The 15935-nt window shown below is 67.9% G+C and carries 15 protein-coding genes and 1 pseudogene; 4 read left to right on the top strand and 12 right to left on the bottom strand.

Annotation, left to right across the window (positions count from 1 at the left end):
- Window positions 1-12 precede the first annotated feature (12 nt).
- The 3 genes from AC5P5X_RS02570 to galE all read left to right on the top strand — a co-directional run bounded on the left by AC5P5X_RS02570 (window position 13) and on the right by galE (window position 3117).
- The gene (locus tag AC5P5X_RS02570) at window positions 13-1158 is read left to right on the top strand and encodes a glycosyltransferase family 4 protein (RefSeq protein ID WP_076739728.1); all 1146 of its coding nucleotides are present in this window, start codon (window positions 13-15) and stop codon (window positions 1156-1158) included.
- Entirely contained in the window at window positions 1151-2008 is an 858-nt protein-coding gene (locus AC5P5X_RS02565) for a polysaccharide deacetylase family protein (protein ID WP_005410470.1), read from the top strand. Before AC5P5X_RS02570 ends, AC5P5X_RS02565 begins: the two co-directional genes overlap by 8 nt.
- A gap of 68 nt (window positions 2009-2076) precedes the next feature.
- A complete protein-coding gene (gene galE / locus AC5P5X_RS02560; protein WP_012480884.1) occupies window positions 2077-3117 on the top strand; it encodes a UDP-glucose 4-epimerase GalE in 1041 nt (346 codons plus the stop codon).
- A 168-nt stretch (window positions 3118-3285) separates the two neighbouring features.
- Here galE and glmM read toward each other — a convergent pair whose 3' ends face one another.
- The 5 genes from glmM to trpB all read right to left on the bottom strand — a co-directional run bounded on the left by glmM (window position 3286) and on the right by trpB (window position 8623).
- On the bottom strand, window positions 3286-4647 hold the full coding sequence (gene glmM / locus AC5P5X_RS02555) for a phosphoglucosamine mutase (RefSeq protein ID WP_012480885.1): 1362 nt from the start codon (window positions 4645-4647) through the stop codon (window positions 3286-3288).
- On the bottom strand, window positions 4647-5522 hold the full coding sequence (gene accD / locus AC5P5X_RS02550; protein WP_005410473.1) for an acetyl-CoA carboxylase, carboxyltransferase subunit beta: 876 nt from the start codon (window positions 5520-5522) through the stop codon (window positions 4647-4649). The genes glmM and accD overlap by 1 nt, the downstream gene beginning before the upstream one ends.
- Before the next feature lie 395 nt (window positions 5523-5917).
- Entirely contained in the window at window positions 5918-6727 is an 810-nt protein-coding gene (gene trpA / locus AC5P5X_RS02545; protein WP_024958316.1) for a tryptophan synthase subunit alpha, read from the bottom strand.
- A gap of 1 nt (window position 6728) precedes the next feature.
- A complete protein-coding gene (locus AC5P5X_RS02540) occupies window positions 6729-7409 on the bottom strand; it encodes a hypothetical protein (RefSeq protein WP_495215887.1) in 681 nt (226 codons plus the stop codon).
- Window positions 7406-8623, bottom strand: coding sequence for a tryptophan synthase subunit beta (gene trpB / locus AC5P5X_RS02535; protein WP_005410476.1), 1218 nt, complete (start codon window positions 8621-8623; stop codon window positions 7406-7408). Before trpB ends, AC5P5X_RS02540 begins: the two co-directional genes overlap by 4 nt.
- Before the next feature lie 96 nt (window positions 8624-8719).
- On the opposite strand from trpB, the gene AC5P5X_RS02530 reads away from it, so the two are divergent.
- Window positions 8720-9607, top strand: coding sequence for a LysR family transcriptional regulator (locus tag AC5P5X_RS02530; protein WP_049460880.1), 888 nt, complete (start codon window positions 8720-8722; stop codon window positions 9605-9607).
- Between the two features lie 47 nt (window positions 9608-9654).
- On the opposite strand, the pseudogene AC5P5X_RS02525 reads toward AC5P5X_RS02530, so the two are convergent.
- The 7 genes and pseudogenes from AC5P5X_RS02525 to AC5P5X_RS02495 form a co-directional block, all read right to left on the bottom strand.
- A pseudogene (locus tag AC5P5X_RS02525) lies at window positions 9655-9867 on the bottom strand (peptidoglycan-binding protein); the annotation flags it as partial.
- 1 nt (window position 9868) lies between these two features.
- On the bottom strand, window positions 9869-10558 hold the full coding sequence (locus AC5P5X_RS02520; protein ID WP_099527647.1) for a hypothetical protein: 690 nt from the start codon (window positions 10556-10558) through the stop codon (window positions 9869-9871).
- 281 nt (window positions 10559-10839) lie between these two features.
- Window positions 10840-11496: a phosphoribosylanthranilate isomerase gene (locus tag AC5P5X_RS02515; protein WP_005410480.1), complete on the bottom strand. Its 657-nt coding sequence runs from the start codon at window positions 11494-11496 to the stop codon at window positions 10840-10842.
- Entirely contained in the window at window positions 11493-12263 is a 771-nt protein-coding gene (truA, locus tag AC5P5X_RS02510; RefSeq protein ID WP_012480891.1) for a tRNA pseudouridine(38-40) synthase TruA, read from the bottom strand. Before truA ends, AC5P5X_RS02515 begins: the two co-directional genes overlap by 4 nt.
- A gap of 32 nt (window positions 12264-12295) precedes the next feature.
- Window positions 12296-12658, bottom strand: a complete 363-nt coding sequence (locus AC5P5X_RS02505) for a VOC family protein (RefSeq protein WP_005410482.1) — start codon at window positions 12656-12658, stop codon at window positions 12296-12298.
- Between the two features lie 26 nt (window positions 12659-12684).
- Complete coding sequence (locus tag AC5P5X_RS02500) at window positions 12685-14745, bottom strand: FimV/HubP family polar landmark protein (protein WP_329762668.1); 2061 nt, start codon at window positions 14743-14745, stop codon at window positions 12685-12687.
- A 150-nt stretch (window positions 14746-14895) separates the two neighbouring features.
- On the bottom strand, window positions 14896-15924 hold the full coding sequence (locus AC5P5X_RS02495; RefSeq protein WP_049397021.1) for an aspartate-semialdehyde dehydrogenase: 1029 nt from the start codon (window positions 15922-15924) through the stop codon (window positions 14896-14898).
- Window positions 15925-15935 lie beyond the last annotated feature (11 nt).

The raw sequence follows: 15935 nt of genomic DNA, 5'->3' as shown, positions 1-15935 counted from the left end.
AGGATGGATTCCATGAAACGCTCGCTGCGGATCCTGCATACCGAAGCTGCCCGGGGAATGGGCGGCCAGGAGATCTACATCTTCCGCCACATGCAGGTGATGCGTGCGCGAGGGCACCAGGTGTCCCTGCTGTGCCAGCCCGATGCCCGCCTGGCCCAGCTCGCGCGCGACGATGGCTTCACCGTGCATACCCTGCGCATGGGCGGCCTGGCACGGCTGCTGCGCGGCATCTGGTCGGTGTCACGCCTGGTACGCCGCGAGCGCTACGACGTGGTCAACACCACCAGCCGCCGCGACGCACTGATCGCCGCGGCCGGCGCACGCCTGGGCGGCACGCCACTGGTGGTGCGCTCGCGCCACCTGATGAGTCCGGTCAATTCGTTGCTGACCTATACCGGTCTTCCGCACCGGATCATCACCGTCAGCGATTTCGTCAAGCGGCTGCTGGTCGACCGCGGCATTGCCGCCGAGCGCATCGGCATCGTGCCCCCCATGGCGACGCCGCCGCGCTGGGGCATGACCGAGCAGGGCGATCCCTGGGAGAACCTGCAGGCCACCCGCGCACAGGTCCGCGCCGAACTCGGTTTCGCCGAGCGCGACATCGTGGTCGGCTGCGTGGCCGTGCTGCGCGAGCCCAAGGGCCATGCCGAGCTGCTGCGCGCCATGGCGCCACTATGCAAGACCAATCCCGACCTGCACCTGGCCGTGGTCGGCGACGGCGAGCCGGTCATGGGCCGCCTGCAGGCCCTGCGCAGCGAACTCGGGCTGGAGCGCCAGGTGCACCTGCTCGGCTTCCGCAGCGACGCACACCGGCTGATGGCCGGTTTCGACATCTTCGCCCTGGCCACCCACAAGGAAGCCTCGGGGACCGTGTTCCTCGAGGCGGCGCAGGCGGCACTGCCGATCGTCTCGCATCGCGTTGGCGGCGTGCCTGAAATGCTGGTGGAAGGCAGCAACGCCATCCTCACCCGGCTGGGTGATGACGCCGCCCTCACTGGTGCGTTGCGGCTGCTGGTGGATGATCAGGAACGTCGCCGGCAGATGGGCCGCGCCGGTTGGGACTGGATCCGCAGCGCCAAGCAGTTCAGCGCGGCCGGCCACGGAGAGGCCACTGAAAACTACTACCTCCAATGGTTGAAGGAGCTGGGTCATGGCTAACGCCAGAACCGTACCGGTGCTGATGCACCACCATGTCAGCAACTCGCCGGGAATGATCACCGTATCCCCGGAGAACTTCGAGAGCCAGATCGCCTGGCTCGCACGGACCGGCTGGACCTCGCTGACGCTGGACCAGTACGCCGGCTTTCTCGCCGGGAAGCCGGTGCCGCGCAAATCGATCGTGATCACGTTCGACGACGGCTACCTGGACAACTGGGTCTACGCCCATCCGATCCTGCAGAAATACGGCATGCATGCGGTGGTCTTCGTGGTCACCGGCTGGATGCACGAAGGTCCGATCCGCCCGCATGCAGGCATCGAAGGCGCCGAGCTGCCGGCCACGCCGGAACATCGCGCCTGCGAGGACCTGATCTACAAGCAGGGCCGCAGCGACGAAGTGATGATGCGCTGGAGCGAAGCGCGTGCGGCAATCGAAGCCGGCACGTTCGAGGTCCACTGCCATACCCACAGCCACACCCGTTGGCTCAAGCGCGATGACCTGGACCGTGCGCAGCGCCGCGAAGGCATCAGCGGCGACCTGGCCATGGCGAAGCAGACGCTGCTGGAGAAGCTCGGCGAAGTCTCCGATACGCTGTGCTGGCCCTATGGTGACTTCGACGATGACTACATCGAAGTGGCACGCGAACAGGGCTTCCGCTACCTGCACACCACCCATCCCTTCGGCCGCAACGTGATTGGCGGCGATCCGGAGCGGATCTATCGCTTCGCGATCCGCAACCGGCCGGCCAGCTGGCTGCGCAAGCGCATCGCATGGAGCTACAACCCGTTGATCGCGCCGATCTTCAACGGCTTCAAGGCGCGGCAGAAGAAGATGGTGCCTGGCCCGTAGGAGGCCACGTTCATCTTGATCGCGGCAACACCCGGTTTTCGAATGGACTCAAAGGGACAGTGAAGGCAATGAACGTACTGGTGACCGGCGGTGCTGGCTACATCGGCTCGCATGCATGCGTGGAGCTGCAGCAGCAGGGGCACGGCGTGGTCATCGTGGACTCGCTGTGCAACAGCGACGCCAGCGTGGTCGAGCGCATCGGACGGATCACCGGCACTGCACCGGTGTTCGTGCAGGCTGACATCCGGGACCGGCCGCGCATGGCCGCCTTGATGCAGGAGCACGCGATCGATGCCGTACTGCACTTCGCAGCGCTCAAGTCCGTGGGCGAATCCCAGAAGATTCCACTGCAGTACTTCGACAGCAACATCAGCGGTTCGATTGCCCTGCTCGGTGCCATGCAGGATGCAGGCGTGCAGTTGCTGGTCTTCAGCTCTTCGGCAACGGTGTACGGCAACCAGGACCACTGCCCGGTGGCCGAGACCGCTTCAACCTGTGCGATGACGCCCTATGGGCGCACCAAGCTGGTGGTCGAGCAGCTGCTTGCCGACCTGGCGGCAACGGGCCAGGACCTGCATATCGCGACGCTGCGCTACTTCAACCCGGTCGGCGCCCACGCCAGCGCGCTGATCGGCGAGCTGCCGCATGGCACGCCGAGCAACCTGATGCCCTACATCGCGCAGGTCGCCGCCGGGCTGCTGCCGGAGGTCCAGGTCTTCGGGGACGACTATCCGACCCATGATGGTACCGGCGTGCGCGACTACATCCATGTGCAGGACGTTGCCAGCGCCCACGTGCTGGCCCTGCAGTTCCTTCGCGACCAGCGGCGCAGCATCACCCTCAACCTTGGCACCGGCCAGGGCCACAGCGTGCTGGAACTGATCCAGGCCTTCGAGCTCACCACCGGCGTACGGGTTCCGTTCCGCATCGTACCGCGGCGCGATGGCGACATCGCGGTCAGCTTCGCCGATGCCTCGCTGGCGCTGCGCGAGCTGGGCTGGAAGGCGCGTCACGATCTCACCGACATGTGCCGGGACACCTGGAAGTGGCAGCGGGCGATGTCACGCGCCGCACAAGGTGCAGTGCGAGAGCACCTGCCCGCGCGCTGATGCGGGCAGGACCCAGCGGTCGGAAACGCCCGTACACGACGCGTCACAAGGTGCGCAGCCGCAGCTGAACGCGATCGCGGGTCGCGCACGGTTGAGTCCCCCTCCCAGAAAAAAACATGGCCGCATACGCGGCCATGTCGGGTGCAACACGCGGGATTGCCACGCTGCTCAGGCAGCGGCTTCGCGCACCGCAGCGGACAAGCGATCGAGTGTCTCCTGCATCAGCGTGGCGTCATCGGCTTCGACGGTAACCCGCACCACCGGCTCGGTACCCGACGGGCGCAGGAACGCGCGACCGCGGCCGGCCACCGACTGCTGCGCGGCCGCCAGCGCGGCCTGCACACTGTCGGCCTGCACCGTGGCCTTGGCCGAGACATTGCCCAACCGCACGTTGACCGTTTTCTGCGGCACCCGCTCCAAACCCTTCAGCGCCTGGCGCAGGGTCTGGCCGCCGTTGCGCAGTGCCACCAGTACCTGCAGGGCACTGACAATACCGTCGCCGGTGGTCGCCCGGTCCAGGCACAGCAGGTGGCCCGAGGCCTCACCGCCAAGCACGCCCCCGCCTTCGACCAGCGCCTGGTGCACGTATCGATCACCAACGTTGCTGCGCACGAACGGGATCTGCAGATCGGCGAAAGCTTTCTCCACGCCGTAGTTGCTCATCAGCGTGCCGACCACCGGGCCGCGCAGGCGGCCTTCGTCCTTCCAGGCGCGGGCCAGGATGTACAGCAGGTCGTCACCGTCGACCGGGTTGCCCTGGTCGTCGGCCATCAGCACACGGTCGCCATCACCATCGAAGGCGATGCCGAGATCGGCGCGGGTCTCGCGGACCTTGGCCGCCAGGTTGTCGATATGGGTGGAACCCACACCGGCGTTGATGTTGACGCCGTTGGGCTCGGCACCGATGCCGATCACCTCGGCGCCCAGTTCGCGGAACAGCAGCGGTGCGATCTGGTAGGTGGCGCCGTGTGCGCAATCCAGCACCAGGCGCACGCCACGCAGGTCGAACGCGCGCGGCACGCTGGCCTTGCAGAACTCGATGTAGCGGCCGACCGCTTCGCGCGCGCGCGACGCCTTGCCCAGCTTCTCCGATTCGGCGGTGGTGAACGGAACGTCCAGCGCCGCTTCCAGGGCCAGTTCGGTGGCGTCGTCGAGCTTCTCGCCCTGGGCGGAGAAGAACTTGATGCCGTTGTCGTAATGCGGGTTGTGCGAAGCGCTGATGACGATGCCGGCGTCCACGCCCAGCGTGCGGGTCAGGAACGCCACCGCCGGGGTCGGCATCGGCCCCAGCAGCTGTACGTCGGCGCCGGCAGCGACCAGGCCGGCCTCCAGCGCCGCTTCGAACATGTAGCCGGAAATGCGGGTGTCCTTGCCGATCACCACGATCGGCCGGCGCCCGTCCTGGCCGCGCTGGGCGACCAGGACACGGCCCAGGGCGTTGCCCAGGCGCAGCACGAAATCGGCCGAGATCACGCCTTGGCCGACCCGCCCACGGATGCCGTCAGTACCGAAGTACTTGCGGCCTCCCATCAAGCCACCTCCGGGGCCGGCTGACGGCCCAGCATTGCCAGCAGATCGGACAGGCGGTCGCGCATCTCGCGGCGGTCACAGATCTGGTCAATGGCACCGTGTTCCAGCAGGAACTCCGAACGCTGGAAGCCTTCCGGCAGCTTCTCGCGCACGGTCTGCTCGATCACGCGCGGGCCGGCGAAGCCGATCAGCGCCTGCGGCTCGGCGATGTTGATGTCGCCCAGCATCGCGAACGAGGCCGACACGCCACCGGTGGTCGGGTGGGTCAGCACCGAGATGTACGGCAGGCCCGCTTCACGCAGCTTGCCCAGTGCGGCCGAGGTCTTGGCCATCTGCATCAGCGAGAACAGGCCTTCCTGCATGCGCGCGCCGCCACTCTGCGAGAAGCACACGTAGGGGGCACCGATTTCGACTGCGGTTTCGGCGGCCAGCGCGAAACGCTCACCCACCACCGAGCCCATCGAGCCGCCCATGAAGGCGAAGTCGAACGACGAGGCCACCAGTGCACGGCCCTTGAGCAGACCGCGCATGGCGATCAGCGCGTCGTACTCACCCGTGTTCTTCTGCGCGATCTTGATGCGCTCGCTGTACTTCTTCTGGTCCTTGAACTTGAGCAGGTCGGTCGGCCCCAGGCGCGCACCGATCTCGGTGGTGCTGTCGGCGTCGAACAGGGCGGCCAGGCGCGCACGCGCGCGGATCGCCATGTGGTGGCCGCACTTCGGGCAGACCTCCAGGTTCTCTTCCAGTTCCGGACGGTACAACGCGCTGCCGCAGTTGCTGCACTTTTCCCACAGGCCCTCGGGGACACTGCGCTTCTTGCTGGGGGTGTTGTCGGTGCGGATGCCGGACGGCATCAACTTGCTGAGCCAACTCATGCGGGAGGACACTTCCGTTCAGGGCGGCCCGAGGGCCGCAAAGGCGGACAGTCTAGCTCCGCTTTCCCTGCCCGTGCACCCCCTTGCCGGCCACGGAGCCGCCGGAAAAAACCATGCTGGGACGTACGTTTAGGTGCTGGGTCATGCCGGCCGCTGGCCGGCAGCCCCTACGTGCAGACCCATGGGTAGTGCCGGCCGCTGGCCGGCAGCCCCTACGTGCAGACCCATGGGTAGTGCCGGCCGCTGGCCGGCAGCCCCCACGTGCAGATCCATGGGTAGTGCCGGCCGCTGGCCGGCAGCCCCTTACGTGCAGACCCAGGGGTAGTGCCGGCCGCTGGCCGGCAGCACTTGCATGTGGCCGTCAGGAAGATGCCGGCCGGCGGCCGGCACGACCGTTACGCGTCCAGCGCCTGCCGCAGCGGGGCCAGGAAAGCTCCAGCGCGCTGCGCGGCCTCTTCAGCCGAGCCCGCTTCGGCCAGCACCGCCACCAGTGCACTGCCAACCACCACGCCATCGGCCTGGCGCGCCATCGCCGCCGCACTGGCGGCGTCCTTGATGCCGAAGCCAGCAACCACCGGCACTGAAGCGCGCGCGCGCAGGGCCTGCAGGCGGGCACTGGCGGCATCGCTGTCCAGGCGTTCGGACGCGCCGGTGACACCGGCAAAGCTGACGTAGTAGAGATAGCCACGGGCCAGCGCCAGCAGCTTGTCGGCCCGCGCTTCGCTGGTGGTCGGCGACGCCAGCAGGACCAGTGCCAGGCCGGCTGCATCGAAGGCCTGCTGCGCTTCACCCGCTTCTTCCGGCGGCAGGTCGACCAGCAGTACGCCGTCCACGCCTGCGTCGACGGCGGCCTTGGCGAAGGCCGCGTAGCCATGGATCTCCACCGGGTTGAGGTAGCCCATCAGCACCACCGGGGTCTGCGCGTCGCGCTCGCGGAACTGCGCCACGGCCTGCAGGACGTAGCGGCTGCCAGCCCCCCGTGCCAGCGCGCGCTCGGAGCTGCGCTGGATGGTCGGGCCATCGGCCATCGGGTCGGAGAACGGCACGCCCAGCTCGATCACATCGGCACCGGCATCGACCAGCGCGTGCATGACCGGCACCGTGGCCTCCAGCGAGGGATCACCGGCGGTGACGAAGGGGATAAGTGCCTTGCGCTGCTGCTCGCGCAGGCGCTGGAAACAGGCATCGAGTCGGGATACGGGCATCTCAGGCACATCCTTCAATCAGTTCAATCGCATCGCTGGTCCCCCAGTACATCCGGGTGACCTTCCCTTCATAGAGTTCCAGGCGGATGCCCAGGTCCGAGCCCGGGTCCTGCCAGGTGAGGTACTCGCCCTGGTCGCCGTCATAGGCATGCGGACTGGACACCGGCGGATTCGGAAACTGCGCCATGGCCTGTGCGCGGGTCATGCCGACGCGCAGGCCAAACGGACCGGGCTGCTCAACCGGCAGCTCCGGGTCGTCACCCGGCTTCAGATCGAAACGCACCACGCGCTCGTCATCGGTCATCATCGACACGCCGGCCGGCAGCGCCTTGCCATCGTAGTACTCGCAGTCGCCTTCGAAGAACTCCTTCGCGCCCTGCGCTTTCCAGGGACCCAGGGCCTTCAGGTCACTCATGTGCTGGCCGACCAGCACCTCGCCGGCATGATCCAGCGCCACCGAGGCCACTGCAGGCACGTCGTCGCTGTCCGCGCCTTGCGCAGACGGTGGATCGACGATCGGCGTACGCGCCATCGGGTCGAGGTCATCATTGGCGGTCGGCTGCTGGGCCGGCTGCGTGGTGGCCTTGGCGGCCGGTGCCAGCACCGGCGGTTCCGGCGGCTGGCACGCGGCCAGGCCCAACGCCAGCAGAAGCACGCCGCTGTTGCGCAGCAGCGCGCTCACAGGACCAGCCCTTCGCGCGCGGCGATGGTGTGCACGTCCTTGTCACCGCGGCCGGATAGATTGCAGAGGACGATCTGGTCACGCGGTCGCTCACGCGCCAGCTTGATCGCCTGCGCCAACGCATGGCTGGACTCCAGTGCCGGCAGGATGCCTTCGGTATGCGCCAGCAGATGGAAAGCCTGCAGCGCTTCCTCGTCGGTGATGCCGAGGTACCGTGCGCGACCGGTATCGGCCAGGAATGCGTGCTCCGGGCCGACGCCCGGATAGTCCAGGCCGGCTGATACCGAGTGGGTCTCGATGATCTGGCCGTCGTCGTCGCACAGCACATAGGTGCGGTTGCCGTGCAGCACACCCGGGCGACCGGCAGCGATCGAAGCGGCGTGACGGCCGGTGTTGATGCCGTCACCGGCGGCTTCGGCGCCGACGATCTCGACCTGGCGGTCGTTGAGGAAGGCATGGAACAGGCCGATGGCATTGCTGCCGCCGCCCACGCAGGCGGTGATCGCATCGGGCAGGCGGCCGTACTCGGCCAGCATCTGCTCGCGCGCCTCACGGCCGACGATGGCATTGAAGTCACGAACCATGCGCGGATACGGATCCGGGCCGGCCACGGTGCCGATGATGTAGAAGGTGTCCTGCACGTTGGTCACCCAGTCGCGCATGGCTTCGTTGAGTGCGTCCTTCAGGGTGGCCGAGCCGGAAGTGACCGGCACCACCGTCGCGCCCAGCAGCTTCATGCGGTAAACATTGATCTTCTGCCGCTCGATGTCGGTGGCGCCCATGTACACCACGCATTCCAGGCCCAGCCGCGCGGCAACCGTGGCACTGGCCACGCCATGCTGGCCGGCACCGGTCTCGGCAATGATGCGCTTCTTGCCCATCCGCGCGGCCAGCAAGGCCTGGCCGATGGTGTTGTTGATCTTGTGCGCGCCGGTGTGGTTCAGGTCCTCGCGCTTGAGCAGGATCTGCGCGCCACCGACGTGATCGCTCAGGCGCTGGGCGTGATAGATCGGGCTCGGCCGGCCCACGTAGTGCGCCAGATCGCGGTCATAGGCCAGCTGGAATGCGGGATCCTGGCGCGCCTGGTCATAGGCCTGGGCCAGTTCCTGCAGCGGGCCGACCAGGGTTTCGGCAACGAAACTGCCGCCATAGCGGCCGAAGTGGCCCTGGGCATCCGGGAAGGCGTGATAGTCGGCAATGGGGGAGGCAGACATGGATACGACCGGTGGTTCAGACAGGTGGATACTCTAGCGCACGGGTCATGACCGGAAAATGGATATTATCTGGCGCATATCGTCAGGAAATCTCACATGAGCCGTTCCCTGCTGCCTCCCCTCAATGCGCTGCGCGCGTTCGAAGCGACGGCCCGCCTTGGCGGCGTTGGGCGCGCCGCGCAGGACCTGCACGTCACCCACGGCGCGGTCAGCCGGCAGTTGAAGCTGCTGGAGGATCACCTTGGCCTGGCGTTGTTCCAGCGGGCCGGCCGTGGCCTGCGCCTGACCGCTGCGGGCACGCGGCTGCAGGCAGCATGCAGCGAGGCCTTCAGCGGCATCGAAGACTGCGTGCGCGAACTGCGGCGGCCGACAGCAGCCCCGGCGCTGGTACTGGGCTGCAGTGGCAGCGTGCTGGCGCGCTGGATGATTCCACGACTGCCAGCATTGCAGGCTGCCCTGCCCGACGTGCGCCTGCAGTGGTCGGCACTGGATGGCAGTTTCACCGAAGCGCAGGCGGCGCTGGACGCCGTGCTGCTGCTGGCGCAGGCCCCGTGGCCACGGGGCTGGCAGGTATGCGAGCTGGCGCCGGAACGGGTCGGCGTGGTGGTGGCGCCATCGCATCCGGCCGCGCAGCGTCTGCGGCATGCACCGCCGTCGGCGCTGTTGCAGGAGACGCTCCTGCACACCAGCTCACGGCCGCAGGCATGGCCGGCATGGGCACAGGCGCACGATCTGGACGTGTCGAAGCTGCAGCTGGGCACCGCCTTCGAGCACCTGTACTACCTGCTGGAAGCCGCGGTGGCCGGGCTGGGCCCGGCGATCGCACCGGAACCGCTGGTGGCCGAAGATCTGGCAGCAGGCCGGCTGGTCGCACCGTGGGGATTTACCGCCACCGGCGGCTTCTGGGTGCTGGCGCGGCCGGATGGCCCGGCCGATGCACGGGTGGACGCCCTGGCCGACTGGGCAGCAGCACAGCTGCGATGAGACAAGGCTCCGGGTGGCGTTCGCCCCCGAAGCCGGCAACACAAGCCTCAGCGACCGCCCATCGCGACCCGCTGCTGCTCCTCATGCACCTGCTGCTGGTGCGACGGATCTGCCAGCAGCTTGGCACTGGTCTGCTCCATCGGCGGTGGCGCCTGAGCCAGATCGATGGCGGTGCGGAAGCCCGGCGTCGTGCCCATCACGAACGCCTTGCCATCCTGCACCGTGATGCTCTGCAGCTTGTCGGCCGCATCGATACCGTGATTACATTCCGTTGGAAAACACGTCGAGCACGTCCGCCCTGACCCAGCCCTGCGCGCAGTTCCCGGCGTAATGTCCCGGCGCCGCCACATGGCAGGCCTCGCCCCCCGTGTTCGCCAGGCCAGTGATCGGCCTGTCGCCATAGGTGTCACACAACGAGTTGCCCTTGCACTTGCCGACCGTTGCTGCGGGAACCGCCACGACGTAATAGAACAGCGGATTCTGTCCGGTACGCCCGATGCCCTGCACGCAGACCAGCTGCCCCTTCGACAGCTTTGCGGTCACGCTGGCCTTGCTGCCGGTGGATCGCACCGCATTCAACGTCTCCACGCCCTTGGCGTCGGCTACGTCCGCGAAGAAGCCCTGGTCACCACAGTCCGGCGACAGTTCGACATCGTAGAAATCACCGCTGTCCACATCGCCGGCCGTGCAGCCGCTGCCCGTATTGGCGTTGCTGCATTTCACGCCACTGGCCTGGATCAGCGCCGCCAGGCCGTCGGCAGCCGGTGCTGCCGCCGGAACCGTCGCCGGTGCTGTGGCGGCTGCGCCTGCCGGTGTGGCAGCGGCCGGTGCCGATGCAGTCGGGGCGGACGAGTCACCGCCCGCACACGCGCCCAATGCAAGCAGCAGGCCGGGCATGATCGTCAGGCGGGCCAGGCGGATACGGTGGGAAGAGAGATGGCGCATATCCATTGCGTCCTCGTTCGAAAGCCAAGGCGTATCTCATGGGTGCGGCCAGCGACACGCACACCGCATCGCACCCAGCCAGGTCAGGCTGGGCCCATGGTGTCCGATCAGATGCTCGGGGGGTGTCGACTTCCTGGCGCTGGATCCTGAATTACCCGAAAGTGGGATGCTCACCGCATTCAGTAGACGTCCGCCTTCATGGCACGGCACGCGACAGGCAAGAACACAGACCCGGCGGAATGCACCGTCGGCGATGACGTTCCGGGTGCGCCCTCAGGGGGCGCGGATCACTCCAGGACCGTGCAGTCCGCGCGGCGCACTTCCTCGACGAAGGTGCGCATCCTGTAACCGTCCTTGATGCCCGGCTCCAGTTCGATGCCGCTGGACACGTCCACGCCCCAGGGAAGCGTGGCCAGCACAGCGTCGTAGACGTTTTCCGGGTTCAGCCCACCGGCCAGCAGGAACGGCCGGTGCAGGCCGGTCGGGATACGGCCCCAGTCGAAGGCCACGCCGGTACCGCCGCCGCCGCCGGGAGCGTGGCTGTCGAACAGGAACCCCGCCGCGCTCGGGTAACGCAGCTGCAACGTGCGCGCATTGACCTCTTCCCGGCCCCCCATGGCAATCGCCTTCAGGTAGGGCATGTTGAAGCTGCGGCAGAAGCTCTCGTCTTCCTCGCCGTGGAACTGCAGCAGGGTTGGCCGCACCGTGCGCAGCACCTCGCGCACCTCTTCCTTGCTGTTGTTGCGGAACAGGGCCACCACATCAACCATCGGCGCGATCGCCTGGCGCATCGCGCGTGCTTCGGCAGGCGCAACCCGGCGGCTGCTCTCGCGGGCAAAGATGAAACCCACTGCGTCCACGCCCAGCTCACCGGCCAGGCGGACATCGCCGGCACGGGTCATGCCACAGAACTTGATGCGCGTGCGGTAGTAGGAGCGGCTCATAGCGTGACCTCGGCGGGCAGATGCCAGTTGTCGGGGTACAGGGGCCCAAGGAACACCAGGCCCTGCGGCGGTGCGGTGGGACCGGCTACGGTGCGATCGCGCCCGGCCAGCAGTTCGGCGATCCATTCCACCGGTTTTTCACCGCTGCCCACCAGGATCAACGATCCGACGATATTGCGGACCATGTGATGAAGGAATGCATTGCCCTGCACGGCCACTTCAATCACTTCGCCCTGGCGGCTGACCTGCAGTGATTGCAGCTCACGCCGCGCATGCAGCGCCTGGCACTGCACGGAGCGGAACGCGCTGAAGTCATTTTCGCCGATCAGGGCCTGGCCGGCGGCGTGCATCAGCGTCTCGTCCAGCGCCCGGCGCTCCCAGCTGAGGGTCTGCCGGTCCAGCGCCGGCCGCACCTCGCGGTTGAGCAGGCGGTAGCGGTAGCGGCGCGCGCGTGCCGAGAAGCGGGCGTGGAAATCGTCGGCCACCGGCACGCACCAGCGCACCGCGATCGAGCGCGGCAGGCGGGTGGTGGTGCCCAGCATCCAGGCGCGCGGGTCGCGCACCACGTCGGTATCGAAATGGACGACCTGGCACTGGCCATGCACGCCGGCATCGGTGCGGCCGGCGCAGACCACCTGCAGCGGCGTATCGGCCACCGACGACAGGGCCTGCTCAAGGCTGGCCTGCACGCTGGGACCGCCCTCGCCCAGGTTCTGCCAGCCCCTGAAATCGCTGCCGTCGTATTCGACGCCAAGCGCGTAACGCATGTGCTACCTCGATATTGCGTATGGGGCGGCTCTCAGGCCGGATCGCGTTCGGACCAGACCGCCAGTTCGTTGCCACCGGGCTCGACGAACTGGAAGCGGCTGCCACCGGGGAAGGAAAACACCGGGCGCACGATCTCGCCGCCGGCGTCGCGCACGGCGGCCTCGACCGGTGCCAGTGCGTCGGCATACAGCACCAGCAGCGGTGCACCGCTGTCGCTGGCCCGCTGCGGCTGGCCGCGGAAGAAGCCGCCCTGCAGGCGGCCATCGTCGAACGCCGTGTAGTCGCTGCCGTAATCGACGAACGACCAGCCGAACACCTTCTCGAAGAAGGCGCGGCTTGCGGCCGGGTCGCTGGAAGCGAATTCAACGTAGTCGATGCGACGCTCGCGGCTCATGGCAGGGCCCTTGTCGGCAGGTTCGGTCACGGCAGGCGGGCCAGCAGTTCGCGGGCCTGGGCCTGGCTGTGCAGGTCACCGCCTTCGGCGACTTCCAGCAACAGGGTGCGCGCACTCTGCGCGTCGCCCAGATCGAGGTAGGCAATGGCCAGTTCCAGGCGCTCCTGGCCGGCACGCGGCGACCAGCCCGCGTCGCCGGCGGGCGCGGCCGCGCTCGGCGCGATATCGTCGGAATGAGAAGCGTCGACGCTGCCGTGGTCGATGCTGTCGATGGCCTCGGGATGTACGGTATCCGCCGGAGCCTCGTTCTCATGCGCGTCAGCCGGCAGATCGAACACTCCGCGGAACTGAGGCTGCTGTTCGGCATGCAGTGCGTAGTCCGGCACCGCCACTTCGGCCGGCGCCTGCGGTACAACGCGTTCGTCCTGCAGCGGCTCGGCGACGACAACCTCGTCGCCGGTGGTTGCGGAATCGTCCCAGCGCGGCAGATCGGTCACCGCTTCGGGCAATGCCACCGCGTCCTCGTCGCGCAGTGTCTCGGCCTGCCATTCGGCCCGCACCGCGTGCTCGGCGACGGGTTCGGCGACCACCACGTCGTGCACTTCGGTTTCGGTCGCCCAGGCAGGCATCGCCGGTTCCTGGCGGCCATTGTCGGCAACAGCCGACGACCACGAGGACTGCTCGGCCAGCGTATCCAGCGCCGCACCTGCCGGCACCGCTGCGGCCAGGCCGGCGGCATCGTCTTCCTCACGCAGCGGCGGCAGCGGCGACGGCTTGCGACGACGCAGCAGCCAGGCCGCGCCCGCCGCCAACAGCAACACCGGCAGCCCCAGCCAGTACCACGGCGTTGCCGCATCACGGGAACCCGGCGCCTGTGCCAGGCGCTGCTGCGCGGCGGCCAGGTCGTTGTCCTTCATCGCGATCAGCGATTGCTGCTGTTCCTTCAGCTTCTCCAGATCGGCCACGCGCTGCTTCAGTTCACCGATCTCGGCATCGCGGGTGGCGATGTCCTCACGCGCCTGGCGCAGTTGTTCATTGCCCAGCATGTCACCCTCGCTGCCGGCAGCGGTGCCGGTGGTTGTGCCCGCATGCGCGGCGTCGGACGCCAGCGCCGGAGCGATCTCAAGTCGTGCCCCGTTGGCGGCAGCCGGGGAAGAAGCGTTCGCGGTTGCCGCCTTGGCGGCCGGCGCGACCGCACCCGCCGGTTGCGGCACGGTACGCGCCTGCCGCCATTGCGCAGCGTGCTCGCGCACCAGCGCGGTGGCCTCGGCGGCATCGACAGCGACAAGCGCATCGCTGCCCGGCACGCGCAGCACCGCGCCCTGCTTGAGCAGATTGACGTTGCCACGGATGAAGGCTTCGGGATTGGCGCGCAGCAGGGCGATCATCGCGCGGTCGCGGCTGACCTGGTTGCCACGCGCCACCGCGCTGGCGATCTGCGACAGGGTCTGACCGCGCTGTACGGTGATGCCGCCATCGGCCGCCGGTGCAGCGACCGGCGCGGAGGCCGCACGCGGGCGTGCCGGTGCAGGCGCCACCGCAGGTGGCGGCGTAGTGGGCGCCTCTGCCGCTGGCACCGTTGCCGAAGCCGGTGCAGGTTCGCGCACGATGGTATTGGAGAGCGTGCCTGCCGGCGCGACGATCTCCGGCTCGGCCACGGCCAGCGCGCTGGACGGCGCGTCGACCAGCGCGGAGTACTCGCGCACCAGGCGGCCCTGACCCCAGTCAGCTTCGATCAGGAAGCTCAGCGATGGCGTCTCCACCGGGGCCTGCGAGGTGACGCGCACCACCGCCCTGCCCTGCGCATTGCGGGTCAGCTCGAACTGCAGCTCGCTGACCAGCCCGGTCGGCCGTTGCAGGCCGACGCGTTCGAAGGTGACCGGCGAGGCCAGCGCCACGCGCAGGTTTTCCAGTTCGGACGGGTCCGCCGACACCACCGGGATTTCGGCCAGCAATGGCTGCCCCGGCTTGGACAGGACACGGATGTCTCCCAGGCCCAATGCGAGTGCCGAACTGCTGGCCAGGGCCAGCAGCGCGGTGGAAAGATAGAGGAGCGGGCGCTTTGCGCCCCTGGCCCGTTTATTCATGGGCGACACTATAAAGCGTGCGGACCGGGGTCCGCACCCACCGGAAAGACCCTTGAGGTAGTGCCGGCCGCTGGCCGGCATGCACTCCGGCACAAGGATCACGGCAATGCCGGCCAGCGGCCGGCACTACCGGTGAGGCAACCGCTGTGATCAGCGCTGCTCGGCGGCGACCAGCTCGGCCAGCTGCACGGCATTCAACGCCGCGCCCTTGCGCACGTTGTCCGACACGATCCACAGGTTCAGGCCGCGCGGGTGCGAGAGGTCCTCGCGGATGCGGCCGACGTACACCGCGTCCGTGCCCGAGGCGTGGGTGACCGGGGTTGGGTAACCACCGGCTTCGTGACGATCCACCACTTCGATGCCCGGCGACTGCTCCAGCAGCGCGCGCGCTTCGGCGACGGTGACCTTGTCGCGGGTCTCGATCGCCACCGACTCGGAGTGGCCGTAGAACACCGGCACGCGCACCGCAGTCGGGTTCACCAGGATGCTGTCGTCGCCGAGGATCTTGCGGGTTTCCCAGATCAGCTTCATTTCTTCCTTGGTGAAGCCATTGTCCTGGAAGTCGTCGATGTGCGGGATCAGGTTGAAGGCGATCTGCACCGGGAAGCGCTGCGGATCGATTTCCTGGAAGCTCAGCAGCTGGCCGGTCTGCTTGCCCAGTTCCTCGGTAGCCGAACGGCCGCCGCCGGACACCGACTGGTAGGTGGAGACGTTGATACGCTCGATGCCGTACTTGCGGTGCAGTGGCGCCAGCGCCACCAGCATCTGCATGGTCGAGCAGTTCGGGTTGGCGATGATGCCGCGCGGACGGTTGGCCACCTGTTCCGGATTGACCTCGGACACCACCAGCGGCACGTCATCGTCGTAACGGAAGGCCGAAGAGTTGTCGATCACCACCGCACCGGCAGCGGCGAACTTCGGTGCGTATTCCTTGGACACACTGCCACCGGCCGAGAACAGCGCGATCTCGACGCCGCTCGGATCGAAGGTGGCCAGGTCCTGGACCGTGACCTTCTGGCCGTTGAATTCGATCTCGCCGCCGGCCGAACGCTCGGAAGCCAGGACGCTCAGGGTACCGACCGGGAAACCACGCTCGGCCAGGATCGACAACATGGTCTCGCCGACCGCACCGGTGGCACCGACGACGGCGACGTGGAAACTGCGCTGTGCATTGCTCATGGGGGAACTCT

The sequence above is a fragment of the Stenotrophomonas sp. YJH_SMC_91 genome, assembly GCF_059368495.1.
The sequence above is the reverse complement of the archived record's forward strand: the minus strand, read 5'-3'. Positions and strand labels throughout refer to the sequence as shown.

What these genes read in the sequence shown, in the direction of transcription:
- AC5P5X_RS02500 (WP_329762668.1), bottom strand. Translation starts at nt 14,745, where the DNA reads ATGAATAAACGGGCCAGGGGCGCAAAGCGCCCGCTCCTCTATCTTTCC.
- AC5P5X_RS02520 (WP_099527647.1), bottom strand. Translation starts at nt 10,558, where the DNA reads ATGGATATGCGCCATCTCTCTTCCCACCGTATCCGCCTGGCCCGCCTG.
- AC5P5X_RS02495 (WP_049397021.1), bottom strand. Translation starts at nt 15,924, where the DNA reads ATGAGCAATGCACAGCGCAGTTTCCACGTCGCCGTCGTCGGTGCCACC.
- AC5P5X_RS02530 (WP_049460880.1), top strand. Translation starts at nt 8,720, where the DNA reads ATGAGCCGTTCCCTGCTGCCTCCCCTCAATGCGCTGCGCGCGTTCGAA.
- accD (WP_005410473.1), bottom strand. Translation starts at nt 5,522, where the DNA reads ATGAGTTGGCTCAGCAAGTTGATGCCGTCCGGCATCCGCACCGACAAC.
- trpA (WP_024958316.1), bottom strand. Translation starts at nt 6,727, where the DNA reads ATGCCCGTATCCCGACTCGATGCCTGTTTCCAGCGCCTGCGCGAGCAG.
- truA (WP_012480891.1), bottom strand. Translation starts at nt 12,263, where the DNA reads ATGCGTTACGCGCTTGGCGTCGAATACGACGGCAGCGATTTCAGGGGC.
- glmM (WP_012480885.1), bottom strand. Translation starts at nt 4,647, where the DNA reads ATGGGAGGCCGCAAGTACTTCGGTACTGACGGCATCCGTGGGCGGGTC.
- AC5P5X_RS02570 (WP_076739728.1), top strand. Translation starts at nt 13, where the DNA reads ATGAAACGCTCGCTGCGGATCCTGCATACCGAAGCTGCCCGGGGAATG.
- AC5P5X_RS02515 (WP_005410480.1), bottom strand. Translation starts at nt 11,496, where the DNA reads ATGAGCCGCTCCTACTACCGCACGCGCATCAAGTTCTGTGGCATGACC.
- AC5P5X_RS02505 (WP_005410482.1), bottom strand. Translation starts at nt 12,658, where the DNA reads ATGAGCCGCGAGCGTCGCATCGACTACGTTGAATTCGCTTCCAGCGAC.
- trpB (WP_005410476.1), bottom strand. Translation starts at nt 8,623, where the DNA reads ATGTCTGCCTCCCCCATTGCCGACTATCACGCCTTCCCGGATGCCCAG.
- galE (WP_012480884.1), top strand. Translation starts at nt 2,077, where the DNA reads ATGAACGTACTGGTGACCGGCGGTGCTGGCTACATCGGCTCGCATGCA.
- AC5P5X_RS02565 (WP_005410470.1), top strand. Translation starts at nt 1,151, where the DNA reads ATGGCTAACGCCAGAACCGTACCGGTGCTGATGCACCACCATGTCAGC.